Annotated in this window: 25 protein-coding genes; 6 read left to right on the forward strand and 19 right to left on the reverse strand. The window is 66.5% G+C overall.

From position 1 onward, the window contains the following. Positions 1 to 57: 57 nt before the first annotated feature. The 8 genes from BLU04_RS06720 to BLU04_RS16345 form a co-directional block, all read right to left on the reverse strand. A complete protein-coding gene (locus tag BLU04_RS06720) occupies positions 58 to 867 on the reverse strand; it encodes a flagellin (RefSeq protein ID WP_093283810.1) in 810 nt (269 codons plus the stop codon). A 299-nt stretch (positions 868 to 1,166) separates the two neighbouring features. Beyond that, entirely contained in the window at positions 1,167 to 1,976 is an 810-nt protein-coding gene (locus BLU04_RS06725) for a flagellin (RefSeq protein WP_093283810.1), read from the reverse strand. Positions 1,977 to 2,513: 537 nt separating this feature from the next. Next, a complete protein-coding gene (locus BLU04_RS06730; protein WP_093283813.1) occupies positions 2,514 to 3,323 on the reverse strand; it encodes a flagellin in 810 nt (269 codons plus the stop codon). 314 nt (positions 3,324 to 3,637) lie between these two features. Then, positions 3,638 to 4,447, reverse strand: coding sequence for a flagellin (locus tag BLU04_RS06735; protein ID WP_093283815.1), 810 nt, complete (start codon positions 4,445 to 4,447; stop codon positions 3,638 to 3,640). A gap of 340 nt (positions 4,448 to 4,787) precedes the next feature. Continuing rightward, positions 4,788 to 5,618, reverse strand: a complete 831-nt coding sequence (locus tag BLU04_RS06740; RefSeq protein ID WP_093283818.1) for a flagellin — start codon at positions 5,616 to 5,618, stop codon at positions 4,788 to 4,790. Between the two features lie 173 nt (positions 5,619 to 5,791). Next, on the reverse strand, positions 5,792 to 5,902 hold the full coding sequence (locus BLU04_RS17230; RefSeq protein ID WP_343124802.1) for a hypothetical protein: 111 nt from the start codon (positions 5,900 to 5,902) through the stop codon (positions 5,792 to 5,794). Positions 5,903 to 5,966: 64 nt separating this feature from the next. Then, entirely contained in the window at positions 5,967 to 6,251 is a 285-nt protein-coding gene (locus tag BLU04_RS06745; RefSeq protein WP_093283820.1) for a hypothetical protein, read from the reverse strand. A gap of 37 nt (positions 6,252 to 6,288) precedes the next feature. Beyond that, on the reverse strand, positions 6,289 to 7,542 hold the full coding sequence (locus BLU04_RS16345) for a glycosyltransferase (RefSeq protein WP_157895172.1): 1,254 nt from the start codon (positions 7,540 to 7,542) through the stop codon (positions 6,289 to 6,291). Between the two features lie 42 nt (positions 7,543 to 7,584). Between BLU04_RS16345 and BLU04_RS16350 the strand changes: the two genes are divergently transcribed. Further along, positions 7,585 to 8,373 carry a type III pantothenate kinase gene (locus BLU04_RS16350; protein WP_157895173.1) on the forward strand — a complete coding sequence of 263 codons (789 nt, stop codon included), beginning with the start codon at positions 7,585 to 7,587 and terminating at the stop codon, positions 8,371 to 8,373. On the opposite strand, the gene BLU04_RS06760 is transcribed toward BLU04_RS16350, so the two are convergent. Beyond that, positions 8,366 to 8,785 carry a hypothetical protein gene (locus BLU04_RS06760; RefSeq protein WP_093283828.1) on the reverse strand — a complete coding sequence of 140 codons (420 nt, stop codon included), beginning with the start codon at positions 8,783 to 8,785 and terminating at the stop codon, positions 8,366 to 8,368. The two genes, BLU04_RS16350 and BLU04_RS06760, sit on opposite strands and share 8 nt — an antisense overlap. 64 nt (positions 8,786 to 8,849) lie before the next feature. Here BLU04_RS06760 and trpA point away from each other — a divergent pair, with 64 nt between their 5' ends. Beyond that, on the forward strand, positions 8,850 to 9,704 hold the full coding sequence (gene trpA, locus BLU04_RS06765) for a tryptophan synthase subunit alpha (protein WP_093283830.1): 855 nt from the start codon (positions 8,850 to 8,852) through the stop codon (positions 9,702 to 9,704). A gap of 22 nt (positions 9,705 to 9,726) precedes the next feature. On the opposite strand, the gene BLU04_RS06770 is transcribed toward trpA, so the two are convergent. Further along, positions 9,727 to 10,269 (reverse strand): iron-sulfur cluster assembly protein, encoded by a 543-nt coding sequence (locus tag BLU04_RS06770; RefSeq protein WP_093283833.1) that lies wholly within the window; start codon positions 10,267 to 10,269, stop codon positions 9,727 to 9,729. Between the two features lie 141 nt (positions 10,270 to 10,410). Here BLU04_RS06770 and BLU04_RS06775 point away from each other — a divergent pair, with 141 nt between their 5' ends. Then, positions 10,411 to 13,518, forward strand: a complete 3,108-nt coding sequence (locus tag BLU04_RS06775) for a tetratricopeptide repeat protein (protein WP_093283836.1) — start codon at positions 10,411 to 10,413, stop codon at positions 13,516 to 13,518. A 28-nt stretch (positions 13,519 to 13,546) separates the two neighbouring features. After that, positions 13,547 to 14,854 (forward strand): hypothetical protein, encoded by a 1,308-nt coding sequence (locus BLU04_RS06780; protein ID WP_093283838.1) that lies wholly within the window; start codon positions 13,547 to 13,549, stop codon positions 14,852 to 14,854. 9 nt (positions 14,855 to 14,863) lie between these two features. On the opposite strand, the gene BLU04_RS06785 is transcribed toward BLU04_RS06780, so the two are convergent. The 4 genes from BLU04_RS06785 to BLU04_RS06800 all read right to left on the reverse strand — a co-directional run bounded on the left by BLU04_RS06785 (position 14,864) and on the right by BLU04_RS06800 (position 18,616). Beyond that, complete coding sequence (locus BLU04_RS06785) at positions 14,864 to 16,105, reverse strand: tetratricopeptide repeat protein (protein WP_093283841.1); 1,242 nt, start codon at positions 16,103 to 16,105, stop codon at positions 14,864 to 14,866. A gap of 68 nt (positions 16,106 to 16,173) precedes the next feature. Continuing rightward, positions 16,174 to 16,893: a hypothetical protein gene (locus BLU04_RS06790; RefSeq protein ID WP_093283844.1), complete on the reverse strand. Its 720-nt coding sequence runs from the start codon at positions 16,891 to 16,893 to the stop codon at positions 16,174 to 16,176. Between the two features lie 114 nt (positions 16,894 to 17,007). After that, the gene (locus tag BLU04_RS06795) at positions 17,008 to 18,132 is read right to left on the reverse strand and encodes a response regulator (RefSeq protein ID WP_093283846.1); all 1,125 of its coding nucleotides are present in this window, start codon (positions 18,130 to 18,132) and stop codon (positions 17,008 to 17,010) included. A gap of 7 nt (positions 18,133 to 18,139) precedes the next feature. Beyond that, positions 18,140 to 18,616 carry a chemotaxis protein CheX gene (locus BLU04_RS06800; RefSeq protein ID WP_157895174.1) on the reverse strand — a complete coding sequence of 159 codons (477 nt, stop codon included), beginning with the start codon at positions 18,614 to 18,616 and terminating at the stop codon, positions 18,140 to 18,142. Positions 18,617 to 18,928: 312 nt separating this feature from the next. Between BLU04_RS06800 and BLU04_RS06805 the strand changes: the two genes are divergently transcribed. Beyond that, entirely contained in the window at positions 18,929 to 19,882 is a 954-nt protein-coding gene (locus tag BLU04_RS06805) for an HDOD domain-containing protein (RefSeq protein ID WP_093283851.1), read from the forward strand. Between the two features lie 250 nt (positions 19,883 to 20,132). Here BLU04_RS06805 and chrA read toward each other — a convergent pair whose 3' ends face one another. The 3 genes from chrA to BLU04_RS06820 are packed head-to-tail and all read right to left on the reverse strand — an operon-like array spanning position 20,133 to position 22,767. Beyond that, positions 20,133 to 21,440 carry a chromate efflux transporter gene (gene chrA, locus BLU04_RS06810; protein ID WP_093283854.1) on the reverse strand — a complete coding sequence of 436 codons (1,308 nt, stop codon included), beginning with the start codon at positions 21,438 to 21,440 and terminating at the stop codon, positions 20,133 to 20,135. Between the two features lie 54 nt (positions 21,441 to 21,494). Beyond that, positions 21,495 to 22,220: a cytidylate kinase-like family protein gene (locus tag BLU04_RS06815; protein ID WP_093283856.1), complete on the reverse strand. Its 726-nt coding sequence runs from the start codon at positions 22,218 to 22,220 to the stop codon at positions 21,495 to 21,497. 31 nt (positions 22,221 to 22,251) lie between these two features. Continuing rightward, positions 22,252 to 22,767 carry a pyridoxamine 5'-phosphate oxidase family protein gene (locus tag BLU04_RS06820; protein ID WP_093283859.1) on the reverse strand — a complete coding sequence of 172 codons (516 nt, stop codon included), beginning with the start codon at positions 22,765 to 22,767 and terminating at the stop codon, positions 22,252 to 22,254. A gap of 108 nt (positions 22,768 to 22,875) precedes the next feature. Between BLU04_RS06820 and BLU04_RS06825 the strand changes: the two genes are divergently transcribed. Further along, the gene (locus BLU04_RS06825) at positions 22,876 to 23,814 is read left to right on the forward strand and encodes a helix-turn-helix domain-containing protein (RefSeq protein ID WP_093283861.1); all 939 of its coding nucleotides are present in this window, start codon (positions 22,876 to 22,878) and stop codon (positions 23,812 to 23,814) included. Here BLU04_RS06825 and BLU04_RS06830 read toward each other — a convergent pair. After that, positions 23,777 to 25,570 carry a phosphoenolpyruvate carboxykinase (GTP) gene (locus BLU04_RS06830; RefSeq protein WP_093283864.1) on the reverse strand — a complete coding sequence of 598 codons (1,794 nt, stop codon included), beginning with the start codon at positions 25,568 to 25,570 and terminating at the stop codon, positions 23,777 to 23,779. The genes BLU04_RS06825 and BLU04_RS06830 overlap by 38 nt on opposite strands. 37 nt (positions 25,571 to 25,607) lie before the next feature. Then, the gene (locus BLU04_RS06835) at positions 25,608 to 26,057 is read right to left on the reverse strand and encodes a DMT family transporter (protein ID WP_093283866.1); all 450 of its coding nucleotides are present in this window, start codon (positions 26,055 to 26,057) and stop codon (positions 25,608 to 25,610) included. Between the last annotated feature and the right edge of the window lie 115 nt (positions 26,058 to 26,172).

Here is a 26,172-nt window from a genome sequence, read left to right on the forward strand (position 1 = left end):
TTCCCGCGAGGGAACCGGCCTTTTGCTTAAACCTTGGAGGAGTTACCCGCTACCCAATTACTTGAGGAGGGAGAGGACCGCCTGCTGGCTCGAGTTGGCCTGGGCCAATTCGGCGGTGGCCGACTGGAGCAGGATGTTATACTTCGAGAGGTTCGTGCTTTCCGTGGCGATGTCGAGGTCGGCAATGGCGCTGTTGGCGCTGGTGACGTTCGTCCGCTCGGTGTTGATGTTGGTGATGTAGAAGTTGAACTTCGAGACATCGGCGTTGACCGAGGCTCGGCGGGTCGTGATGCAGGCGATGGCGGAGTTCAGGAGCGTCAGCGAGGAGAGCGCAGCCGTGGTCGTGCTGATCGAGACCGCATTGATGCCGAGGCTGGTGGTGCTGCCGACGGTGGAGAGCGTCAGGTAATCGGTGACGCCGTCCGCGTTGATCGCAACCGAGATGCTGGCCGCCGCGAAGAGGCTGATGCCGTCGAACGTCGCGTTGCTCGAGATCGAGTCGATCTGGGTCTGGAGCGTGGCGAATTCGGTCTGGTAGTTCGCGCGGTCCGAGCTGCCGAAGGAACCGTTGGTCGCTTCCTGGGCGAGTTCGGAGAGGCGGGTGAGGATGTTCTGGATCGTGGTCAGGAAGCCGTCGGTGGTCTGGGCGGCGGAGACGACGTCCTGGGCGCCCTGGGAGGCGGCGGTGAGGCGGCGGATACGGGCGGAAAGATTGCCCGAGACGGCGACGCCGGCGGCGTCGTCGGAGGGATCAGCCAAGCGGGAACCGGAAGCGAGCTTCTGGATCGACTTGGTGAGCTGGGTGTTGTTGTAGTTGAGGTAGTTCGTCGCGCTGACGGCGGCGATGTTCGTTCCGATGACGGCCATAGTGATTTCCTTTCAAATACTGTCCCCATCATGGGGCCAGGTCGGTTCCTTCCGACGTTCCGGTTTTTAGAGGACCGGCAACCTGTCGAGGATTCCTTCCTCTCGAACCTCGGTCTATGACCGACGTCCTGTCTTATCTTTCGGAAGGAACGGGGAAAACTTTACCTTTTTTTGAGGAATCTTTTTCTCCGTCCCGCTTTTCCCTGGGGAAGAGGAGAGAGGTGGTAAAAACAAAGAGGCCGGTTCCCGCGAGGGAACCGGCCTTTTGCTTAACCTTGGAGGAGTTACCCGCTACCCAATTACTTGAGGAGGGAGAGGACCGCCTGCTGGCTCGAGTTGGCCTGGGCCAATTCGGCGGTGGCCGACTGGAGCAGGATGTTATACTTCGAGAGGTTCGTGCTTTCCGTGGCGATGTCGAGGTCGGCAATGGCGCTGTTGGCGCTGGTGACGTTCGTCCGCTCGGTGTTGATGTTGGTGATGTAGAAGTTGAACTTCGAGACATCGGCGTTGACCGAGGCGCGGCGGGTCGTGATGCAGGCGATGGCGGAGTTCAGGAGCGTCAGCGAGGAGAGCGCAGCCGTGGTCGTGCTGATCGAGACCGCATTGATGCCGAGGCTGGTGGTGCTGCCGACGGTGGAGAGCGTCAGGTAATCGGTGACGCCGTCCGCGTTGATCGCAACCGAGATGCTGGCCGCCGCGAAGAGGCTGATGCCGTCGAACGTCGCGTTGCTCGAGATCGAGTCGATCTGGGTCTGGAGCGTGGCGAATTCGGTCTGGTAGTTCGCGCGGTCCGAGCTGCCGAAGGAACCGTTGGTCGCTTCCTGGGCGAGTTCGGAGAGGCGGGTGAGGATGTTCTGGATCGTGGTCAGGAAGCCGTCGGTGGTCTGGGCGGCGGAGACGACGTCCTGGGCGCCCTGGGAGGCGGCGGTGAGGCGGCGGATACGGGCGGAAAGATTGCCCGAGACGGCGACGCCGGCGGCGTCGTCGGAGGGATCAGCCAAGCGGGAACCGGAAGCGAGCTTCTGGATCGACTTGGTGAGCTGGGTGTTGTTGTAGTTGAGGTAGTTCGTCGCGCTGACGGCGGCGATGTTCGTTCCGATGACGGCCATAGTGATTTCCTTTCAAATACTGTCCCCATCATGGGGCCAGGTCGGTTCCTTCCGACGTTCCGGTTTTTAGAGGACCGGCAACCTGTCGAGGATTCCTTTCCTCTCGAACCCCGGTCTCGATGACCGATGCTCTATCCCTTATTTCGGAAGCAGGCCCAAAAACCTTAATTCTTTTTGCGATTCTTTTGCGGGGAAAATTACCTAGGCCGTGGCAAAGCCAAAGCCGCCCTCCCTCTCCCCTAGGAGTCTGAACGTATGGGTACTGCTCCCCCTTCAGTACGTACCCTCGGGCGTACCGGAACCATCCGATTTTAATCCAGTTCGGAGACGAGGCGCCGCCCAAGCGCGTCCGCCTAGCTAAGGCCCTCAGAACAGGAGGTTCCAGGAGGGGCAAAGCCCCTCTTGGGCTATAAAGCGGAGCGCCTCCAGCTGTACAGGGTCGACCCCGCCAGCCCCGAAGGGCCCTCCGCAAGGCCGCCCCCCCAAACAAAAAAAGGCCGCCCCTTCCGGGACGGCCTTTTCATTCCACCTACCGAATTACTTCAGGAGGGAGAGAACCGCCTGCTGGCTCGAATTGGCCTGGGCCAATTCCGCCGTGGCCGACTGGAGCAGGATATTGTACTTCGAGAGGTTGGTGCTCTCGGAGGCGATATCGAGGTCGGCGATCGCGCTGTTCGCGCTCGTGACGTTCGTCCGTTCGGTGTTGATGTTGGTGATGTAGAAGTTGAACTTCGAGACATCGGCATTGACCGAGGCGCGACGGGTGGTGATGCAGCTGATCGCCGAGTTGAGCAAAGTCAACGAGGAGAGGGCCGCAGTCGTCGTGCTGATCGAGACCGTGCTGATGCCGAGGCTCGTGGTGCTGCCAACGGTGGAGAGCGTCAGGTAATCGGTGACGCCGTCCGCGTTGATCGCGACCGTGATGCTCGTCGCCGCGAAGAGGCTGATCCCGTCGAACGTCGCATTGCTGGCGATCGAGTCGATCTGCGTCTTCAGGGTCGAGAACTCGGTCTGGTAATTCGCCCGGTCCGCGCTGCCGAAGGAGCCGTTGGTGGCTTCCTGCGCCAACTCGGAGAGCCGGGTCAGAATGTTCTGGATCGAGGTGAGGAAGCCGTCCGTGGTCTGGGCCGCGGAGACGACGTCCTGCGCGCCCTGGGACGCCGCGGTGAGGCGGCGAATACGGGCGGAGAGGTTCCCCGAGACGGCGACACCGGCCGCGTCATCGGAGGGGTCGGCCAAGCGGGACCCGGAAGCGAGCTTCTGGATCGACTTGGTCAACTGCGTGTTATTGTAGTTGAGATAATTCGTCGCGCTGACCGCGGCGATATTGGTTCCTATCACTGCCATAAGAGTTCCTTTCTAATCCCAAGCCCGTCATGGGCTCGGGTCGGTTCCTTCCGACATCCGGTTTTTACATGAAGGTCCCGGCGACCTTTCGAGGAATCCCTCCTCTCGAATCTCGATCTGCAGACCGAGTCCTGACTCGTGTATCGGATTTAAAAAGGGAAACTTTAGTCTTTTTTGGGAAAAAGACCGAATAACGGCACAACTCTTTCTCGGCCTGCTCCAAAGGGAGTGAGAAGAAAGGAGCACAAAGAGGCCGGTCCCCTTTCGGAGACCGGCCTGTTGCTTAACCTTGGAGGAGTTTACCCGCTACCCAATTACTTGAGGAGGGAGAGGACCGCCTGCTGGCTCGAGTTGGCCTGGGCCAATTCGGCAGTGGCCGACTGGAGCAGGATGTTGTACTTCGAGAGGTTCGTGCTTTCCGTGGCGATGTCGAGGTCGGCGATGGCGCTGTTGGCGCTGGTGACGTTCGTCCGCTCGGTGTTGATGTTGGTGATGTAGAAGTTGAACTTCGAGATGTCGGCATTCACCGAGGCGCGGCGGGTGGTGATGCAGGCGATCGCCGTGTTCAGCAGCGTCAGCGAGGAGATCGCCGCCGTCGTCGTGCTGATGGAGACGGCGTTGATCCCGAGGCTCGTCGTCGTTCCGATGGAGGACAGGGTGAGGCTGTCGACGATGCCGTCGGCATTGATCGCCACCGTCACGCTCGTCGAGGTGAAGAGGCTGATGCCGTCGAACGTCGCGTTGCTCGCGATCGAATCGATCTGGGTCTGCAGCGTGGCGAATTCGGTCTGGTAGTTCGCCCGGTCGGCGCTCCCGAAGGAGCCGTTGGTCGCTTCCTGCGCCAGCTCGGAGAGCCGGGTCAGGATGTTCTGGATCGTGGTGAGGAAGCCGTCCGTGGTCTGGGCCGCGGAGACGACGTCCTGGGCGCCCTGCGAGGCCGCGGTGAGGCGGCGGATGCGGGCGGAGAGGTTGCCCGAGACGGCGACGCCGGCGGCGTCGTCGGACGGATCGGCGAGGCGCGAGCCCGAGGCGAGCTTCTGGATCGACTTGGTGAGCTGCGTGTTGTTGTAGTTGAGGTAATTCGTCGCGCTGACGGCGGCGATGTTGGTTCCGATAACGGCCATAAGAGTTCCTTTCTGCTTACTGTCTCCATCATGGAGTCAGGTCGGTTTTTTCCTGCCGACGTCCCCGGGGTTTTCCTAAGGTCTCGGGAGCCTTTCGAGGGTTTTCCCTCTCGAACATCAGTCATTTAACCGATGCTCTGTCCCTTATTTCGGAAGGCACACGGTAAACTTGAGTTCTTTTTGTAAAAAAGTAGTGGGAACTACTCAGGACTACTCACGGCGTCATGAGGCTACGTTGCGGAATGAGAGGGGAAATGCATCTCGGTTGACCATCCCATGGAAAACCCTCGGAACCTGATTTCAAAAGGCTCCGAGGGCTTTCAGGTCAAGGACGTCCGGCTTACCGCGAGGAACTGGCCGACGGGGTCAGGAGGCCGAGGACGGTCTTCTGGTTCGAGTTCGACTGGGCGAGGAGGGAGACGCCGAACTTCGTGAGGATGATGCTCTGGCTCAGCTTCGTGCTTTCGGAGGCGATGTCGACGTCGGAGATGGCGCTGTTGGCGCTGATGACGTTCGTCTGCTCGTAGCCGATGTTCGTGCTGTAGAAGTTGAACTTCGAGATGTCGGCGTTCACCGAGGCGCGGCGGGAGGTGATGCAGCTGATCGCGGCGGTGAGGAGGGTGATGGCCCCGGTCGCGGCGGTGACGGTGCTGATCGAGACGGCGGAGAGGCCGAGGCTGGTCGCCGTGGCCACGGTGGAGAGGACGAGGCTGTCGGTGCTGCCCGAGGCGTTGACGGCGAGGGTGACGGTGCCGGCGCTGAAGAGGGAGAGGCCGTCGAAGGTGGCGCTGGTGGCGATGAGGTTGATCTGGGAGAGGAGGGTCGAGAACTCGGTCTGGTAGTTCGCGCGGTCGGCGCTGCCGAAGGAGCCGTTGCTCGCCTCCTGGGCGAGTTCGCCGAGGCGGGTGAGCTGGCTCTGGATGGTGGAGAGGAAGCCGTCGACGGTCTGGGCGAGGGAGACGACGCTCTGGGTGACCGTCGAGGCGGCGCCGAGGCGGGCGACGCGGGCGGTGAGGTTCCCGCTGACGGCGACGGAGGCGGCGTCGTCGGAGGGGATGGCGAGGCGGGAGCCCGACGCGAGGCGGCTGATCGAGCGGCTCGAGGCCTCGTTGTTCTGGTTGATGTAGGTCGCGACGCTCAGGGCCGCGATGTTGGTACCGATGGCACTCATGGTTCCGTCCTCGTTCTTTCCACCCCGGAATCATTCCAGGGTACGCTCACGATACCCGGAAAAATGAGTAAAAAAAGTACTAAAGCAATGATTTCAAATGCCGAAGAGGAGAGGGCCGCTTTTCCCTTCGGCTTCGGCATCGCCCCTTTAGATCGTTAACACGCCCTAGCGCCTTAATAACGATGGTAATGGTGATGATGATGGGGATGGTGGTCGTCGATATAGAGGGCGCACCCGGAGAGGAGCAGGGAAAGACCGAGCCCCAGGAGGAGGAGAGCTTTCATCCCCTAATCTACGCCCGATCGGCGCTCAAATCCACTCCCTGATCCCACTTCGGTCCCGCAATTCCTAATGATGGGGATGAGGCGGGGGAGTCCCGGAGGGAGGGGCGGGATGGGCCGCGGCATGAGCGTGGGCGGTGGAATGGCCCGCAGGACGGGGCGCGGGCCGGGAGGGCGGCGGGCGATGGGTCTGGCGATGAGCGGGGTAATAGCGGGGGTGGGCGTCGTAATAGACGACGGTCGAATCGCGGTAGGCGTAAGAAGGGGGATAGGGATCGGAGTATCCCGTCTCGACCGCGCATCCCGAGAAAAGGAGGGCGAGGGCGAGCCCCGAGAGGGCAAGAGCTTTCATCCCCCACTCTACCCCCGATCCGTTCCGATCCCAAATCCTAAGCGGCCCTCGTCAGGCCCAATCCTCCCAGCACCTCGCGCACCCGGTGGGCCCAGGTGTGTTCGGCGAGGAAGCGTTCCCGTCCCGCCGCGGCGAGGGCTTGGCGTTCCGGGGCGTGGGTCAGCCAGCGGGCGATGGCCGGGGCGATCTCGGCCTCGGTGCGGTAGCAGGCGATCTCGGTCCCCTCGCGGTAGCAGGCGAGGAGCTCCGGCTTCACGTCGGTGAGGAGGGCCTGGCCGCAGGCGGTGGTCTGGAAGACGCGGAAGGGGAGGCCGCCGAGGACCGACTGGGGATCGGTCCCCTGCAGGTGGAGGCGGCCCTCGGCGTAGAGGAGGGGGAGGTCGCGCAGGGGGAGGTTCCCGGTATTGTGGAAGTGGAGGGGATGGGGGGCGGGGCCGACGAGGGCGGCCAGTTCCCCGGCCCCGGCCTGGGTCTGTTCCAGATTCCCGGAAAAGAGGGTGACGGGGGCGGCGTCGAGGGCGGCGCGGAGCATCCGGCGGCGGACCTCGTTTTTCCCCAGGTGCCAGGCGAGGGCGCGGAGGGCGAGGAGGGCGTCGGGAGTCCGGACGGCGAGGGCCTCGACCTCGGCGCGGAGCCGTTCGGGCAATCCGGCGAGGGCGGCCTCGACGAGGGCGAAGGGATCGGCGCCGAAGGGGGCGGCGACGAGGGCGGCCTCGACCTGCCGGGCCGCCTTCGCGAGGACGGGGGAGAGGGCGGCCTTCCGCGCCTCGATGGCGGCGCGGGAGGCCAGGGTGCCGATGAAGACGACGTCGTCGACCGTCCGTCCCTCGGGGGGGAGGGGGCGATAGAAGTCGGGATCGGCGGCGAGGTGGATGGGGCGGGAGGCGATGCCGTGCCGCTCCGCGAGCCAGGCCCGCCAATGGCCGTCCCAGACGTGGTGATGGACGTGGGGCCGCCGCAGCGCGTCGAGGAAGCCGGGCTCCCGCTCCCAACGGGTGACGGGCCGGTAGGGATCGTCGAACCAGAAGCAGACGAGGGGGCGCCCGGCGACCTCGGGCCGCTCGAAGAAGGAGGGGAGGGTGAAGAGGAGGGCGCTGGCGGCGAAGAGGGCGGCGGGGTCCTTCCGCCCGATCTCGGCGGCGAGGGCCGCGGCGGTCTCCTCCGGGGGGGCGTCGGGCCGGCGGAGCGCCCGTTCCTCCACCTCGTGCCCGGCGGCGCGGAGGGCGGCGTTCCACTCGTCGAGGGCCAGGTGGCGCATGCCGAGGAGGGGATGGAGGGTGAGGAAGTTCATCCGTTTGCAAAAAGGCGCAGGCAAGGTATAGATGCCTTCTCCATGCCGGACGAACTCAAAAAGAAAGAGGCTCCGTTCCTCGTCGTCGACGTGAGCAACTCGTTCACGAAGTACGCCGTCGCCACGCCGGGCCGCCTGCTGCGCGGGCAGGGCGGCACCTGCCCGACGCCGTCGCTCAACCTCGCGACGGTCCGGGCTCTGGCCCGCCGTTTCAAGGGGAAGGCGGTCTTCCTCAGCAGCGTCGTCCCGGCGCGGACGAAGATCTTCCGGCGCGTCTTCGGCAGGCGGCTCCACGTCCTCCACGGGGAGGCGGTCCCGCTGGGGATGCCGGTCCGCTATCCGAACAAGGCCCGGATCGGCCCGGACCGCCTGGCGAACGCCCTCGCCGTCCGCTCCCTCTACGGCGCGCCCGCCGTCGTCATCGACTTCGGCACGGCGGTGACCTTCGACGTGATCGACCGGGACGGGGCCTACTGCGGCGGCGTCATCGCCCCCGGCCTGAACATGATGACCGAGTACCTGCACGAGCGGACGGCGCTCCTCCCCCGCGTCGAGGTCCGCGAGCCGCGCCGCGCCATCGGGAAGAGCACCGAGGAGGCGATCCGCGTCGGCGCGGTGATCGGCTACCGGGGGATGATCCGGGAGATCCTCGGCGCGGTCCGGAGCGAGCTCCTCGCGGGGAAAAAGCCGAAGGGGACCGTCCACGTCGTCGCCACCGGCGGGCAGGCCGGGATCGTGGCGCGGGCGATGCCCGAGGTCGCTGCCGTCGTCCCGGGGCTGACCCTCGACGGGCTCCGGCTCTGGGCCGGGACCGTCCTCGCCTCTATTTGAGCGATCGGTTGCCCGGCAGCCGGTTGCGGATCGCCTTCAGCCCGAGGAGCCCCGCGCGGAGCTTCAGGTGGTGGAGGCCGGAGAGGAAGAGGATCGCCGTCCCGAAGAGGGTCCCGGTGATCGGCAGCGGGATTCCGGCGAGGATCGCGCCGAGGAGGGCCTTCCAGAACGCCGCCGTTCCCTTTCCGTGGCCTCGGCCCCACCGCTTCTCCACCTGCCACACGGCGACGAAGGTGACCGCGAAGGCGGCGACCGAGACGAAGAGGACGTCGAGGAACCCGGTGGCCGCCTCGCCGCCGAAGGCGAGGAGGTCGATCCCGAGGATGATCGCCCCGCTCGCCGGATGGTAGAAGGTCTCCCAAAAGGAGGCGGGCTGCGTCGGGTCGCGAGGTTCGGGGGTCTGGGGCGGCATCTCTCCCTAATCTACCACATCTTTCCGGGTTGCACCGCCTTCCGCTTCCCGGTTGGATACCGGGATGTCGCAGACCGCCACGCCGAGCCTCGCCCCGAACCGCATCGACGCCGCCCTCGGCCGCCTCCACGCCGCGGGGAAGAAGGCCTTCGTCGCCTACATCGGTGGCGGCGACCCGACGCTGGCGGCGACGCCCGACCTCATCGTCGCGCTGGCGCAGGCCGGGGCCGACGTCGTCGAGCTCGGCGTCCCGTTCTCCGATCCGTTGGCCGACGGCGTGGTGAACCAGCTCTCCGCCCAGCGCGCCCTCGACGCCGGGGCGACGCTTCCCGGCCTCCTCGCCGCCGTCGCCGCGGCGCGGAAGCGGACCGAGGTCCCGATCGTCCTCTTCACCTATTTGAATCCCCTCCTGCGGCGCGGCCTCGCCGAGACGTTGCGCGAGGCGCAGAAGGCCGGGGTCGATGGCGCCCTGGTCCTCGACCTCCCGGTCGGCGAGACGCTGGAGGGCGGGGAGTCGGTCTTTCCCGAAGGGTTCCGCCACATCCAATTGATCGCCCCGACGACGCCGCCCGAACGGGTCGCCGAGATCGCCCCGGCGGCGAGCGGCTTCATCTATTATGTCTCCCGCGCCGGGGTGACGGGGATGCAGAGCGAGATCGCGACCGGCATCAAGGAGCAGGTCGCCGCGATCCGCGACGCCTACCGCGACCGGTTCGAGGACCGCGCGCCGGTCCCCATCTGCGTCGGCTTCGGCGTCTCGACGCCCGAGCAGGCCCGCACCGTCGCCCAGACCGCCGACGGCGTCGTCATCGGCAGCGCCATCGTGAAAAAGATCGGCGAGTGGGGAAAAGAGCCCGATTTGGCGAAGCGGCTGGAAGAGTTCGTCCGTCCGTTCGCCGAGGCGATTCACGCGAAGTAGGAACGCCTCCCCCTTCGCGCCGCTACACCATCCCCAGCTTCTTCTTCCCTGCCTCGGTGATCCGGTCCGGCCCCCACGGCGGGTCCCAGACGACGGCGACCTGCGCCTCGGTCACGCCGGGGAGGGTCAGCAGCTTCGCCCGCGCGTCGGCGGCGATCGAGGGACCCATGCCGCAGCCGGGGGCGGTGAGGGTCATCTGCGCCGAGATGACGGAGCCCTTGCCCTCGGCGTCGGGCGCGATCTCGAGGGTGTAGACGAGGCCGAGGTCGACGATGTTCACGGGGATCTCGGGGTCGTAGCAATTCTTGAGCTTCTCCCACGCCGCCTCCTCGAGGGTCTGGCCCTCGGGGAGGGCCTGCGCCTCGGTGACGGCGGTGCGGCCCAGGGCGTCGGCGTCGGTCCCGGCGATGCGGAAGAGGCCGCCGAGGCTCGGGACGGCGACGGTGAAGGTGTCGCCCAGCGCCTGGGTGATGACGACTTCGGTGCCGACGGGAAGGAGATGGGAGTCGCCGCCGGGGATGCGGATCGCGGTGACTTCCCGGGAAAGAGGGAGGGATTGGCTCATGGGTGGAAAAAGGGGGTTCGGGAGGGGTTCCTTTCTCGCTGATTCCGACCGGAATAGCACGGAAATAAGAAGAAAATCGGGATGGCGTGAATTTCAATTTTAGCGTGGCCATTTGACGGGGCGGCCCGTCATACTGCCCTGGTGTCTATCGGTACATTGAAGCTGAAGCAGGCTGTCCGACTCCTCTCCTTTGGGACGGCTCTTTTCGTCATTTCCCTCGCGGGGGTTTCCCAGGCACGCGCCGCCGGGGCGGCCGACCTGTTCAAGCAGGGGGTCGAGGCGCTCAATACCGGCGACTACCCCGGCGCGATCACCCCGCTGAAGGACATCGTCGACCATTACCCGACCGAGGTCATCTATCCCGACGCCATGCTCGCCCTCGGGCAGGCCCAGCTCGCGGTCGGCGAAATCGACAACGCGCTCCAGAATTTCACCAAGGTCGCGACCACCCCCGCCTATCCCGGCGACCTCCGCGAGATGGGGAGCTACTACATCGGCCAGGCGCTCTTCTCCAAGGGCGCGCGGCAGACGGTGAAGGCCGACCGCGACAAGGCGCTCCTCCAGGCGGGCGAGGCCTTCGGGAAGTACCTGAAGGATTATCCCCCCGCCGCGGGCGACAACCCGACGGGGATCTTCCGCCAGGAGGCCCATTACTACCGGATGCAGGCCCTCTACTTCGGCGGGGACAACGCCGGGGCCGACAAGGAGGCGGCGACGCTGATCGCCGAATACCCGAACAGCGAGGAGAAGGGCGAATACTATCTCTGGAGCGGCAAGATCGCGGCGGCCTCGGCCCGCGCCGTGATCATGAAGGACCTGACGAAGATCGACGTCCCGCTGGTGCAGCAGTTCGTCGCGAAGGCCTTCGACGCCTTCTCCCACGTCCAGGCCAGCCCCTCGCTCGCCGCCCTCTCCAACGACGCGCAGACCGAGATCGGCGCGCTCGAGATGGACTACGCCGAGGTCTTCCAGGGCCCGGCGAACAAGGCGGCCCGCTCGGCCGAGTTCGACAAGGCGATCGCCGCCTTCGTGAAGGTCCTGCCGAAGGAGCGGATCCTCCCGCTGGAGGAGAAGAACCTCGCCGAGATCGCCGGGAAGATCCGCGACGCCGCCCTCTCCGGGAACAAGGCCCTCTACCGCTCCCTCCTCGACCGCCGCCAGCGGCAGCAGGCGGTGATCGACGAGATCAAGAAGAGTCCCGATCCCGCCGTCTCCGCCGGGCTCCGCATCGGCGAGGCCTACGTCCGGACCGACCGGCAGAACGAGGCCCGCACTGTCCTCCGCTTCTACGGCCCCCTCGCCGCCTCGGAGGAGGACCGGAAGAAGGCGGGGTACCTCACCGTCCTCACCTACACCCTCCAGAAGAACGTGGCGAAGGCCGACGAGGCTCTCCAGAAGCAGATCGCCGACTTCGCCACCGATCCCAACTCGAAGAACCTCCGCTACTTCATCGCGCAGACCCTCCGCCAGCAGGAGGAATTCCCCGCCGCCGTCGAGCAGTACAAACGTTACATCCAGGACGCCCCCGACGGCCGCTATTACGATCCCGCCGTCGCCGAACTGGCCGAGACGATGATCACGCTGAAGCAGGAGGCCGCCGTCGTCCCCGTCCTCACCGACTTCCTCAAGAAGAAGCCGGCGAGCCCCGAGGCGCCCCGCGCCCACTTCCTCCTCGGTCGCGCGCTCGCCGCCCAGGGGAAGCCGACCGAGGCGGTCGCCGAGTTCCGCATCGTCCTCCTGAACGCCGCGGCCGAGGCCCGGCTCCGCACCGATTCGGCGGTCCAGTCGGCGGCGGCCCTCTCCCAGGCGGGTTCCTTCGACCTCGTGATCGCGCTCAGCGACGAGTTCGTCCCGAAGAACATCTCCCCCCTCGCCTCGGCGGCCCTCCTCTACTACAAGGGCGCGGCCCAGGCGCAGAAGAAGTACGTCCCCGGCGCCATCGCCGCCTTCGAGCAGGTGCTGAAGGACTACCCGAAGGAACCCTACGCGATCTACGCCGGGCAGCAGGCCGTCCAGCTCCGCATCTCCCAGAACGAGCTCGACCAGGCCCTCGCCATCGCCCAGCTCCTCCGCGAGGCGGCCCCCGATTCGCCCCAGGCGGCGGGCGCCGCGATGGTGATCGGGCAGGTCTACGAGAAGCGGGCCGATTACGAGAAGGCCGCCGCCACCTACGCCCCGGCGGCGGCGGGGGCGACGCCGATCGCCCCCGTCGCCGACGCGCAGCTCGCCGCGATGTGGCTGACGGCGGCGAAGGCCCTCGGCGTCTATACGGCGCTCGGCGAGGAGGACAAGAAGCTCTGGACGCAGCGGACCGACGCGGCGACGGCGGCGGCGCTCGACGCCGTGAACCGCTTCCCGACGGCGCGCGCCGCGGGGCGGGCGCTCGAGGGGCTCGTCGCGGTCACGATCCTGAAGATCGACGCGGGGGTCTTCACCCTCGACGCCGGGACCGGCTTCTTTGCCGACCAGGCCGCCAAGGCCGCCGCCCCGGCCAAGGGCCGCTACGAGCTGGCCCGGGCCGCCGTCATCATGCGGCGCGGGAAGGCCGAGGAGGCCTTCCCCCTCTACCAGAAGGCCTATGCCGACGCGGCGATCCTCTGGACGCCCGAGGACCTGGAACGCTTCGGCGAGCTCCTGCTGGCGGGGAAGCAGTGGGAGACGGCCGTCGCCGTCTTCACGAAGCTGAAGGCGAGCTACACCGGGCAGGGCGAGGACCGGGCGCAGGCGGCGGCGGCCTACGGCCTCGGCGCGGCGAAGCTCGGCGCGGGCGATTCGGCCGCCGCCGACACCTTCTTCGGCGAGCTCGAAAAGAACTACCCCTGGTCGGAAAAGATCTGGGAGGCGAAGCTCGGGCGCGGGCGGGCCGCGGCGGGCCGCGGCGACCAGGACAAGGCGCAGGACTACTTCAAGCAGATCATCATGGCGGGCGCCTCGACGCCCGAGATCAAGGCGCAGGCCCTCCTCGGCTTCGCCCAGGCGCTCGAGGCCCAGGGGAAGCTCTTCCCCGACGCGAAGGGCGATCTCCCGAACGCGGTGAACAATTACAAGAAGATCGACGCCTTCTACGAATCGGTCCCCTCCGTCGCCGCCGAGGGGCTGTGGCGCGCCGGGCAGCTCTACGAGAAGGCGGGACGGAACGCCGAGGCCCGCGACGCCTACGCGCTGCTGGTGAAGAAGTACAAGCAATCGTCCTTCTTCGCCCAGGCCGACGAGCGGCTGAAGGCGCTCCCCGCCGCTCCGGCGAAGTAGACGAAGACGAAGAGGAAAAGGGAGAGCGATGATGAGGCGTTTCCTCCTTCCGCTCTCCGCCGCTTGCCTCCTCCTCGGCCTGCTTCCGGGCCGGGCGTTGGCGGCCTCTCCTCCGGGGGAGGTCTGGATCGCGATCCGCGCCGACAAGGCGGCGGGCCGGGGGACGGCGCAGGACCCCTGCGACGGATCGACGGCGGCGAGGATGAAGGCCCTCCTCGCCGCGCTTCCCGAGAGTACCCGCGTCCACTTCGCCGAGGGGACCTTCCCGATCGAACCCGCCTCCCGCTTCTGCGGCGCGGGCGAGTTGCTCTGCGGCGTCGAGCTCAAGGACGGCTGGAAATTCGAGGGGGCCGGGCAGGGGCGGACGATCCTCCGCGCCGACTATGCGGGCTTGTCGAGGCAGGCGAAGGAAAAGGCGACGAGCTATTGCCTGCTGCAGGGCGGCCTCGCCCGGCCCGGGGGGCTGGCCGGTTTCGAGCTGCGGAACGTGACGCTCGACTGCAATCCGGGCAAGGCGGGGGCGAATCTTCCGAAGGCGAAGATCGTCGCGACGGCCCTCGGCCTCAACGGGACCCACTGCCTGATCGAGGGGGTCGAGATGATCCATGGCTACAACGGGAACCAGACCGCCGGGACCGAGGCCTTCTACGTCGCCATCGGGCGGCCTCCGGGGGCCGACGGCTTCGGGAATACGGTCCGCCGCTGCCACCTCCACGCGATGAGCGAGGCCCGCTCGCTGGAGCTTCTCCTCGGCCTCTCGGGCTTCGGGGAGACGACGTTTGCGAACCGCGACCTTCTCTTCGAGGAGAACCTCCTCGACGGCCTCGACGAGAACGGTCACCTCGCGACCCAGGGGCTGAACTGGTTCACGGCGGGAGGGAAATCGACCCAGCCGAATTTCAAGATGACGGGCAACACGGTGAGGAACTGCGGCGTGGCCGCCTACGGCGATACCGCCGCCACGCCGCTCGACAACTGCCAGATCGTCGGGAACACCTTCGAGATCCCGCCCGACGGCGTCGGCATCTACGTCCTCCACCCGCTGACCCACACCTTCATCGACGGGAACGTCTTCCGCTTCGCCGGGCCGGGAGGGCAGGGGATCATCCTCGGGCAGGGGGACCAGCCGGTTTCGGGGCTGATGCTGAGCAACAACCTCTTCACCGGGGAGAAGCGGTGCGCCGTGAATCTCTGCGGCGACCCGCACCTCACCGAGGCCCTGATCGTGAACAACCGGGTCGAGGGGAAGAGCGGCCTCGGGGCGCTCTGCAACGTCTCCGGCCTCGGGGCCGACGTGACGATCTCCGGCAATATCCTCCCTACGCCGGAGCGGTAGGGGCGGCGGTTATTTCGCCGGGGCGGCGGGGGGGGCGAGGACCGTGGAAGTCGAGGCCGGGGCCGAGGGGGCCCGGGCGGGACCGGTATCGCCGATCGAGCCGAGGCTGGCGCTGGGGGCGGGCGCGGGCGTCGTGTCGGTGTTTCGCATCACCTCGATCTGCTGGATGATGCCGCCGAGGCGGGTGCGGAAGTCGCCCAGCCACCGGTTCCAATCGTCGTTGGCGGCGGCGGAGGGGCGGGGGATGTTCGTCGTCGGGTCGCTCGCCTGGCGGTCGAGGAGGGAGAGGTAGAAATCGAGCATCTTCGCCCAGGCCGGATTCTCCTTGTTCTTCAGGATCGTCTCGAGGAGGGCCGTCTGGTCGAGGAGGTTCCCCTTGTATTCGGCGAGGAGCTGGTCGGCGCAGCGGCGCTGCCAGTAGAGCTGGTCGTCCTTCTCCAGCGTGTTGACGAGCCAGATGAACGACTGGAGGGCGGCGGTCTGCTTCGGCTTGTCCTTCGTGATGCCGTAGAGGGTGACGAGGCGGAGCCACGACTCGGCGGCGAAGGGATGGAAGGGGGCGATGGCGAGGGCGGTCTCGTATTTCGCGATCGCGTCGGGGACCTTGTGGAGCTGGAAGGCGATGTCGGCCTGGCGGAAGTTCGAGGTCTGGATCAGCTTCTCGAGGGAGGGATTCTGCTTCTTGAACCGCTCGTAGAGCTCGTCGGCCCGTTCCCAGTTGTTCGCCAGGTACTCGGTCTCGGCCAGTTCCCACGTGGCGGCCTGGGAGAGGCGGAGGGAGGAGGAGAAGTCCGACTTGTCGAGGGACGAGGCCTTGTTGATGGCGAAGGAGAGGGTCTTGTAGAAGGCTTCCCGGGCGCGGTCGTAGGCGCCGAGCTGCTTGTAGAGCTCCCCGGACTGGAACATGGCGCGGGGGGCGTCGATCTGGTCGGTGAACTCGGAGAGGTAGCGCCGGTACCAGACGAGGGCGGCGGTCGGCTCGTCGATCTTCTGGGCGATCTTCGCCCGGAGGAAGACGGCCTCGGCGAGGGCGGGCCGGTCGACGCCGGGGACCCGCATGAAACGCTCGATGAGCTGGATCGCGATGGCGTAGTCCCCCCGGTCGGCGCAGCGGCGGGCCTGGGCGAGGACTTCGTTCGGCGTGGCGATGCCGGGGTTGAAGTCGTTGTCGTCGGCGTGGAGCGGCAGCGTCGACGGGAGGGTGAGCCCGAGGGTGAGGAGGAGGAGCAGGGCGGCGCGGAGGATCACCATCTTGCCTCGCACGGTACCGTTCCCTCCCCTCGATGTCTACCTCTTCGCTCTCGACCGGAGGCGCGTGCCTACCGCTGCGGGACGGTGTAGATGACGGAGCTGCCGTGGCCCGAGGGGGCCTCCTGGTTCCACGTGTAGGGGTAGCGGATGTGGAGGAGGAGGTCGTCGCCGTCGCCGTCGGTGCCGTCTTCTTCCCGGGCTTTGCCCTTGGTCTTGGCGTCGGAGGCGGGGGAGCCGTCGGCGTTGTATTGGCCGCGCTGCTGCTTGGCCAGTTCCTCGGCGTCCCGATGGGCGCGGACCCAGTCGAGGAAGGCGTTGGAGGCGGGCTTCGGGGCGGGCGTCTCCTGGACGACGTCGGCTTCGGGGAGGTCGCCGCCGTCATTGCCGGCGTGCTCCTTTGCCTTGGAGGGAACGGGTTCCATGCCGAGGCCGTGGGCGGCGGGAAGCTCGGCGATGATCGATTCGGTCCGGGGGGCGGGGGCGACCTTCGCCGGTCCGAGGGGCCGGAGGGCGTCAGGGAGGGGGGGGAGGGCGACTTCGTTGGAGCTCGCCATCATGTCCTTCGGGTCGCCGCCGCCGCGGACCCCGGCGCGCATGGCGACGGGATTGGAGAGGAAGTGGGTCGCCTGGGGGGAATTCGGGGAAAAGACGGTCTGGTCGACGTCGGCGTAGGGAATATCGGAGGCCGACGCCCCGGGGGAGGGGAGGAGGAGGCTCAGGGTAAACGCACTCCAGGCCAGCGCCAGGATGGGGCTGGGGAAGGGATGCCGGGGTTGCGCCCGAATCATTCGGGGCGAACCACTTACAGAGATATTGCGTTTCATGGCGCTTGCGCGCCAAGCGGAGGCCTAGGGATTCCTGCTTTGGGGTGGCTCCATCCGCCCGCAATCTTTTGGAATCAACTAAAATCCGATCAGCGCAGATTCCTTATCGGCAAAAACTTCGAGATCTTTAGTTTCTTCGAACGCCCGGGCCTGGCCGGTGAATTCACTGGAACCGATGACGCGGAACTTGATGCTCAGCTCGCGGCACGACTGGACGATCTGGAGGAGGAGCTTGATGATCGTCATCTCGATCCGCTGGACTTCGCTGGCGTCGATCAGGAGCTTGTTGAGGCCGGAATCGACCATTTCCCGGGTCTTGGGGGAGATGTAGTTCGCGAGCTCGGTGGCGATGATCTGCGAGGGGTTGTTCGGGATCTTGCAGACCTGGATGCCGCCGGCGACGAAGAAGTAGCGGCTGGAGGTGTCGACGTTCATCGCGCGGCAGACGCGGTAGAAGAGTTCCGACGGGTCGATCGGCTTCGTGATGACGCCGTTGAAGCCGATGGACTGCGCCCGGTTCTGCTCCTCGGTGGCGGTCTTCACGCTCATGCCGAAGACGGGGACCGACTTGGTCTTCGTGTTGGCGCGCATCATCTGGAAGAAGTTGAACGCCGCGCCCTCGGGGAGGGAGAGGTTGATGAGGATGACGTCGGGGACTTCCTTCGAGGAGAGGTCGATCGCCTCGCCGCACTGCGCGGCGCTGGTGACGCGCCAGGAGGTGCTGGAGAAGGCGGAGCGGACCTGGTCGATGATCGCGGGCTTGTCGTCGACGACGAGGATGTTCGCGGTGTCCTCGAGGGTCTTGTTGCGGTTCTCGCCGGAGCCCTTGGGCTGGAGGTCGAGGACGCGGCCGACGCGCTCCAGGAGGACCTGCTCGGTGAAGGGCTTGATGATGTAGTCGCGGATGCCCATGCGGGCGATCTTCACGACGTTTTCCTTGCCGGCTTCGGCCGTCAGCATGATGACGGGGATTTCCTTCAGGACGGGGTCGGCCTTGAGCTTGCTGAGCGTCTCGACGCCGTCCATGACGGGCATCGTGACGTCGAGGATGATCAGGTCCGGGTTTTCCCGGGTCGCGACCGCGAGGCCCTCGACGCCGTTGCTGGCGAAGGAGAGATCGACGTTGTAATTTTTGAAGGCGCGACCGATGACCATGTGGATCATCTTACTGTCGTCGACGCTCAGGATCTTGGGCTGGGCCATGGTAGTCTTATTCCTCTAAACGGGCAAAAATGCAAATGTTCAACGTCTCGTTGATTTCGGGCACGTTGAAAGAGCTGGTCAGGGAGAGCGGGGATTGCAGGTTGTCGACGCTGACCTTCAGGCCCCGGAGGACGGTGGGGATGCTGAGGGCGCAGTTGAATCCGCGGTCGGCCATCTTCGACTTGAGGTTGCCGGTCACCATGTTGGTGAGCTCGCCCACGACGTCGTTGACCTCGTCGGCGGGGCGGTTGGGATCGTCTCCCAGGATGCGGTTCGCGGCGGCCTTCGCGAGGCCGTCGGTGAGGTTGAGGTAGAGGATGCCGGTCATCTTGCCGGTGAAGCTGACGCCGCCGCTGACGCCGGAGATCTCGATCGGCGGTTTGGCGATGTCGTCCTCCGTCTCATTGGCCGCCACCTCGATGTTCAACATCGTGGCGAAGACTTCTCTGGCGGCGGCTCGGGCGAAGGTCGATATGATATGCACAGGCAAGGCTTCCGTTTTTGAATGTTCGGCGACGGTTACTGAGGGAAGCACTTAGCATACCTCGTTTGCGTAGTTCTAGTAAAATCGGGAATACGCGAATCTTTCTCTTTTTCTACCTAGGCATCGGGGGGAGTTCGGACCCGTTCAACAGGGAAGATGGACGGGCTCTGTCCGGCGCGATGTGCTTCATTCGGCTGACGCCGCCCGGGCTCTTTAAATGCTAGACGGGCTCTTCCGTTTCGTACATGGTTTCGGTCACCGAAGCCCCGTCTGCTTCCTGAAACTGCATCGCAAGGCTTTAGCGTATTTCCGATGGAAAAAACGGCATCCCAGCCCCCGATTCAGCCCCCGAGCGAGGCGACCCCCGGCCAGCCCCCCATTTACGAGCTGATTTCCGACCCGAAGGCGAGCCAGGTCCTCCCCTCCCTCGGCGTGATCGTGAAGCAGCTGCAGCACCTCACCGGGAACCCCCGGACGACGGTGCAGGAAATCACCGCCCTGATCCGCGCCGACCAGAGCCTGACGGTGAAGATCCTCCGGCTCTCGAACTCGGCCTTCTACGCCCCGGTCGAGCCGATCCTCCACATCGACGAGGCGGTCCTCTTCCTGGGGCTCAACCAGGTCCGCAACGCGATCCTCACCGCCCGCCTCATCGAGGCGACGGCCCCGATCCCGGAACATCTGCTGACGTGGCGCGACTTCTGGCTCCACGAGGTCGCCGTGGCGATCGTCCTCCAGCATCTCTCGGGTTACATGCGCCAGCCCCGGATGACCGACGAGGCTTATTACGTCATGGGGCTCTTCCACGACATCGGCAAGCTCGCCCTCGCCCTCCTCGCCCCCGATATTTTCAAGAAGATCCTCACCGAGACGGCGGAGAAGCAGTGCGAGATCTCCCCCGTCGAGATTGAGATCGCCGGGCTGAACCATGCCAGCATCGGGGCGTGGTACCTTCAGCAGCAGGGCCTCCCGCCCTCGCTCTACGAGGCGATCCGGCTTCACCACTCGTGGAGCTACAGCCCGGGCCCCGTCGAGGAGGCGGCGATGATCTCCCTCGCCGACCAGATCGTCCACCTCTTCCGCCTCGGGGCCTCGGGGACCTACTTCCCGCCCGAGTGGAACCCCGGCGAATCGCCGGAGTGGCTCGTTTATCGCGAGGGAGTGAACAATCTGGCTCCCCGCTGGCCCGATCTGTTGCTCGAGACGTGGAATAAGGTGAAGCATGTCTCGACGATTTTTGAGAGTTTGAGTTTTGAGGGGGAGTAGGGGGCGGAGCGCCCGTTGGGGCGGGCGGGGTCGACCCTGTACAGCTGGAGGCGATCCGCTTTATAGCCCAAGAGGGGCTTTGCCCCTCCTGGAACCTCCCCTTCGGAGGGCCTTAGCTAGGCGGACGCGCTTGGGCGGCGCCTTATTTCCGAACTGGATTAAAATCGGATGGTTCCTGGAGCGCCCGAGGGTACGAGCGATAGGGAGAGACGGGGCCAATACGCCCTGACTCCTATTGTGAGAGGGGCGCTTAGGGGTTGAATACTTCCCACATGAGGCCTGCCGCTGCTGCGGCGGCGATCACGGCCATGGGATTTCTTTTTCCGGGGACCAGTGCGATGAATGCGGCCACGGCGACTCCGATGGCGAAGAGGTCGATCTTCCCGCCCCGTGCCTCGGGGAAGAAGGTGTGGAGCGCGAACCAGACGGCGAGGTTCAGGATGACGCCAACGACTGCGGCGGTTACGGCACCGAGGATCGAGGCGGTGCGGCGGTCGGCGGAGAGCCGCGCGACATGGGGGGCGCCGAGGAAGATCCAGACGAAACTCGGGACGAAGGTCATCCAGGCGGTGAGTCCGGCCCCGAGGGTGGCGGCGAGGAGGGGGGGGAGGGTTCCCGGCTGGTTCCATGCGCCGAGGAATCCGACGAATTCGAGGGCGATGACGAGCGGCCCGGGCGTCGTCTCGGCGAGGCCGAGGCCGTCGATCATCTGTCCGGGCTGGAGCCAGCCGAAGTGCTCGACGGCCTGCTGTCCCACGTAGGGGAGGACGGCGTAGGCCCCGCCGAAGCCGATGAGGGAGGCTTTCGCGAAGAACCATCCTTCCCGGACCAGCGTCTGTCCCGGCCCCAGCGCCCACGCCAGCAGGGCGACGGGGGCGAGCCAGGCGAGCAGGCCGAGGCCGCCGACGCGCATGAGGCGGCGGCCCTCCCCTTGCCAGGAGGGGGGAACGGACGGCGCGGCAGGTCCGGGCGCGGCCTTCAGCAGGAACCAACTCCGGCCGCCCCGCCCCGCCGCGAAGCCGGCCAACGCCGCCTCGCCGAGGACGAGCGGGAACGGAAGATGGAAGGCGAAGAGGGCGAGGAACGCGGCGGCGGCGACGGCATGGGCGGCGGGACTCCGCAGCGCCTTCCCTCCGATCCGCAGGAGGGCGGCGACGACGAGGGCGGCGACGGCCGGCTTCAGCCCGTGGAAGAGCCCGGCGAGCGCGGGGACGGTGCCATAGGCGACGTAGAGCCAGCTCAACGCCCAGAGCAGGACGGCGGCGGGGAGGACGAAGCCGATCCCGGCGACGAGGCCGCCCCGCGTCCGGTGGAGGAGCCAGCCGAGGTAGATGGCCAGCTTGTGCGCCTCGGGGCCGGGGAGGAGCATGCAGTAATTGAGCCCGGCGAGGAATTGCTCCTCCGTGACCCATTTCTTCCGCTCGACGACTTCGGCGTGCATCAGGGCGATCTGCCCCGAGGGGCCGCCGAAGCTGACGAGGCCGAGCTTCAGCCAGAAGCGCGAGGCCTCGCGGAACGAGGGGCGGGGCGCGTCGGGCGAGGGCGTGGGCTCGGTCATGCGCCCTCATCGGTAGACGAGGGGCCCGGGGACTGCAACCGCTTTAGCGCGCCGTCACAGGAATGGCACCGTCGAGTCCGGGACCAGCGCGGCGACCATGCGGGCGGCCTCCTCGAGGGAGAGGCGGTCGGTGTTCAGCGTCATGTCGTAGCCGTGCGGGTCGTCGATGTCGCGGTGGAAGTAATGGCCGATGAAGCGCATCCGGGCGCGGTCGATCTTCTTCGCCCGGGCGCGGGCCTCGGCGAGGGAGAGGGGACTGAGGCCGGGGAGGGCGGAGGGATCGGCCAGCCGTTTCGCCCGCTCCTCGAGGGTGCCGACGATGCGGATGTGCCGCGCCTCCGGCATCCCCATCAGGACGATGTGGGAGGCCCGGCCGACGAAGATCGCGCGGCCGATCTTCGCAAGGCCGAGGATCGTCTCGATCATCTTTTGAACGAGGAGGAAACGGTCGGGATGGAGGCCGACGAGTTCCTCGACGATGTCATCGATGGCCGAGGTCTGCTCGTCGGTCAGGAAGGCGCGGATCCGGTCGGGGAGGTGATGGTCGCGGACGATCCGGGCGGCGAGCTCGTCGTCGAAGACGAGCCAGGGCCGGGGGTGGGGGCCCCGTTCGCTGAGGATCGTCCCGGCCAGGCGGGCGATGGCCTCGCCGCCCGCTCCTTCCTCCCGGGAGAGGGTGATGACGGGGCCGGGGTGGTCGAGGGCCGCGGGGTGGAGGGAGTGGTGCCGGGGGCCTTCGGTGTTGAGGTAAGCGGCGAGGGGGGAGAGGGGGGTGTTCATAGTGGTTTCTCCGGGGTGGGAGGAGGAAGAGCTAGTCTTCCTTGATTTCCTCGGGGTTGATCTGGAAATGCATGTAGTTCTGCGGCGTGGTGCACTCGACGCGCTCGACCCGCGTGCAGATGACGGCGGTGGAGGGGCCTTCGGCGCAGTTCTGGAGGAAGTAGGCGTGATGCTTGTCCCGCACCTGGTTCCAGACCCGTTTCACGGTCTTCGCATCGGTGAGGACGGTGGCCCGGCCGGTGAGGTTCACGACGAGGGTGAGGTCGCGGTTGAAGAAGGTCCAGCTGACCCGGGGCCGGGCCTGCAATTGGGCGACCTTGCGGCTGGAGGGGGCCGTCAGCGTGTAGAGATAGGGGAAGTCCTGGCAGGCGAGGGTCGACATCCAGCGCGTCCGGGGGAAGCCTTGCTCGTCGACGGTCGAGAGGAGGCCGGGTTGGTCGCCGTCGATCAGTTCCCGGACGAGGCCCATGATGTCCTCGCTTTCCTCCGCCTGGTAGGGAAGGGGGACGAGGGCGGGGGCGTTGCGCGATTTCAGGTTGGTTTTCATGGTGGTGTTCCTTGGTTCCAGCCTACGCCTGCGGGCGCGCCCTGCTCCGCATCGGTTGGTCAAAAGAGGGCCGATCTTGTCTTGACCTCCGTGGTATCGTGCAGGGAGATGCTGAAGCCCACCGAAATCCTTCAGCAGCTTTCCGAATCCCGGATCTATCGGGACTACGAGGCGGCGTTCAGCGACGCCACGCGGCTCCCCCTGGCCCTTCGTCCGCACGAGATCTGGCGGCATGCGATGGAGGGGAAGAAGAACCAGAACCCGTTCTGCCTCCTCCTCGCCCAGTCGAGCCGGAGCTGCGCCGCCTGCCTGGAGGTGCAGCAGAAGATGACCGACGGCGCGCAGGCGGGGGAGAAATCGGCGACGGTCACCTGTTTCGCCGGACTTTCCGATACCGCCGTGCCGCTCCGCGTGGGGACCGAGGTGATCGGGTTCCTCCAGACGGGGCAGGTGGCGTTGGGGAAGCCGAGCCGGGCGGGGTTCTCCCGGGTCTGCCGCCAGTTGATCGAGTGGGGCGTCGAGGTCGACCTCCGCCGGTTGGAGGATGCCTATTTCCACGGCAAGGTTCTCTCTCCCGAGCAATACGGGGCGATGATCCGGCTGCTCGAGATCTTCGCCCAGCACCTCTCGGCCTTCGCGAACCAGCTCCTCATCCGCAAGACGCAGGAGGAATCGCCGATGGTGACGAAGGCGAAACGCCTCATCGCCGACCGGAGCGGGGACGACCTCTCCCTCGACGAGATGGCGAAGGCGCTCAACGTCAGCACCTTTTATTTCTGCAAGCTCTTCCGCAAGGCGACGGGGCTGACCTTCACCGAGTACCTTTCCCGGACCCGGGTCGAGAAGGCGCGGAACCTCCTCGTGAACCCGAACCTCCGGGTGAGCGAGATCGCCTTCGAGTGCGGCTTCGGCTCCCTCGGCCACTTCAACCGGGTCTTCCGCAAGATCGCGGGGGCCTCCCCCAGCGCGTACCGGGAGAGGCTCCTGAAACCGGCCCCGGCCAAGGCCGCTAAAGCCGCGAAATCAAAAGTTCCCGCTGGAAGATAAGCTCCTTCGGGAGGTCGGCGTAGAGCTTCAGGAAGAGCTCGTCCTGGAGCATCACCTCGTTCTTCCAGCCCTCGATGTCGATCGCGAGGGAGCGGGCGAGGCGGTCGTTGTCCTCCTTCGTCAGCCCCTTCATGTCGATGTCCTTCGCCTCGGGCATCCAGCCGAGGGGGGTCTCCAGCGCGGGGACGCGGCCCTGGCAGCGGTCGACGATCCATTTCAGGACCCGCATGTTCTCCCCGAAACCGGGCCAGAGGAAGGCGCCGTCCCCGTCGGCATCGCGGCGGAACCAGTTCACGTGGAAAATTTTCGGCGGGTTCCGGAGCAGCTTCCTCATGCGGAGCCAGTGGGTGAAGTAGTCCCCCATGTTGTAGCCGCAGAAGGGGAGCATCGCCATCGGGTCGCGCCGCACCACGCCGGTCTGGCCGCCGGCGGCGGCGGTCGTCTCCGAGCCCATCGTCGCGCCGACGTAGACGCCGTGGATCCAGTTGAAGGTCTGGAAGACGAGGGGCATCGTGGTGGCGCGTCGGCCGCCGAAGACGATGGCGCTGATCGGGACCCCCTCGGGCCGGTCGACCCCGGGATCGAGGGCGGGATTGTTCCGCATCGGCGCGGCGAAGCGGCTGTTCGGATGGGCCGCCTTTTCCTTCGAGGCGGGAGTCCACGGTTTCCCCTTCCAGTCGATCGCCCGGGCGGGGGGCTCCCCGTCCTTCCCCTCCCACCAAGGATCGCCATCGGGCGTGAGGGCGACGTTGGTGAAGATCGTGTCGCGGGACATCGAGATCATCGCGTTCGGGTTCGACTGGTAGTTCGTCCCCGGGACGACGCCGAAGTAGCCCGCCTCGGGATTGACGGCGTAGAGCCGCCCGTCGGTGCCGGGCCGCATCCAGGCGATGTCGTCTCCGACGGTGGTCACCTTCCAGCCCCGGAACCGCTTCGGCGGGACCATCATGGCGAAGTTCGTCTTGCCGCAGGCGCTCGGGAAGGCGGCGGCGACGTAGGCTTTCTCCCCCTCGGGCGACTCGACGCCGAGGATCAGCATGTGTTCGGCCATCCACCCCTCGTCCCGGCCCAGGAAGGAGCCGAGGCGGAGGGCGAGGCACTTCTTCCCCAGGAGGACGTTGCCGCCGTAATTCGAGCCGGTGGAGATGATCGCGTTGTCCTGCGGGAAGTGGGCGATGTAGCGCCGCTCCGCATCGACGCCGAGGGTGCAGTGGAGGCCCTTCGTGAAGGTCCCCGTCTTGCCGAGCTGCGCCAGGTGCTGCCACGCCACCGCTCCCATCCGGGTCATGATCCCCATGCTGAGGGCGACGTAGATCGAATCGGTGACCTCGACGCCGACCTTCGTCAGCGCCGATCCCGGCGGCCCCATGAGGTAGGGGACGACGTACATCGTCCGTCCCGCCATGCCACCCTCGCAGAGCTTGTGGAGGCGCTGGTACATGGCGTCGGGCGCGGTCCAGTGGTTGGTCGGCCCCGCCTCCTGCCGCGTCCGGGTGCAGATGAAGGTCCGCTCCTCGACGCGGGCGACGTCGCCCGGGTGGGAGCGGTGGAGGTAGCAGCCGGGCCACCGCTTCGCGTTGAGCGGGATGAGGATTCCGGCGGCGACGGCGAGTTCGGTGAGGCTCTTCTTTTCAGCCTCGCCGCCGTCGCACCAATGGACGGCGGCGGGACGGCAGAGGGTCTCCATCTCCCGCACCCAGGCGAGGACGCCGGGATGGCCGGGGAGGGACTTCGGGGAGGAAGGAAGGAGGGGCATGGTCGGGGGAGGGTTGGAGGTTTGGGGGGGAAGGAGTTCAGGCATGTTCGATCAGATAAATGCCGCCGATGAGGAGGACGACCCCGGCGAGCCGTCCGGGCGTGGCGGCGTGGGAGGCGAAGCCGAGCCACCCGAAGTGGTCGAGAGTGAGCGACATCACCATCTCCCCCGCCACGATGAGGGCGAAGAGGGTCCCCGCGCCGAGGCGGGTGCAGAGGCCGATCATGAGGCTGATGAAGATCGCGCCGCAGAGGCCGCCGCCGATCCAGTTCCACCACGGGATCCGGGCGATCAGCCGCGCCTCGGGCATCGCCACCCGGGTGACGACGGCGTAGAGGAGAAGGAAAAGGGAGCCGACGGAGAAGGTGACGAAGGCCGGGATGAGGGAGGAGCCGAAGGTTTGCTTCAGCGGATTGTTGATGCCGCCCTGCAGGGGCAACATCATTCCCGCCAGAAGCGCCAAAGAGAGGAAACCGAGGCTGTTCATAGGGCTCCATCGTGGGCCGTTCCCCGGCGGCGGTCTTGCGGCTCCTTGGCCAAAATCCCGCCTTTCTTGTCCTTGCCTTCCCCCCTGCGCCGCGCCCGCTTCCCAGGGTAAAGGA

The organism is Verrucomicrobium sp. GAS474 (assembly GCF_900105685.1).
In the GTDB taxonomy this organism is placed as follows: domain Bacteria; phylum Verrucomicrobiota; class Verrucomicrobiia; order Methylacidiphilales; family GAS474; genus GAS474.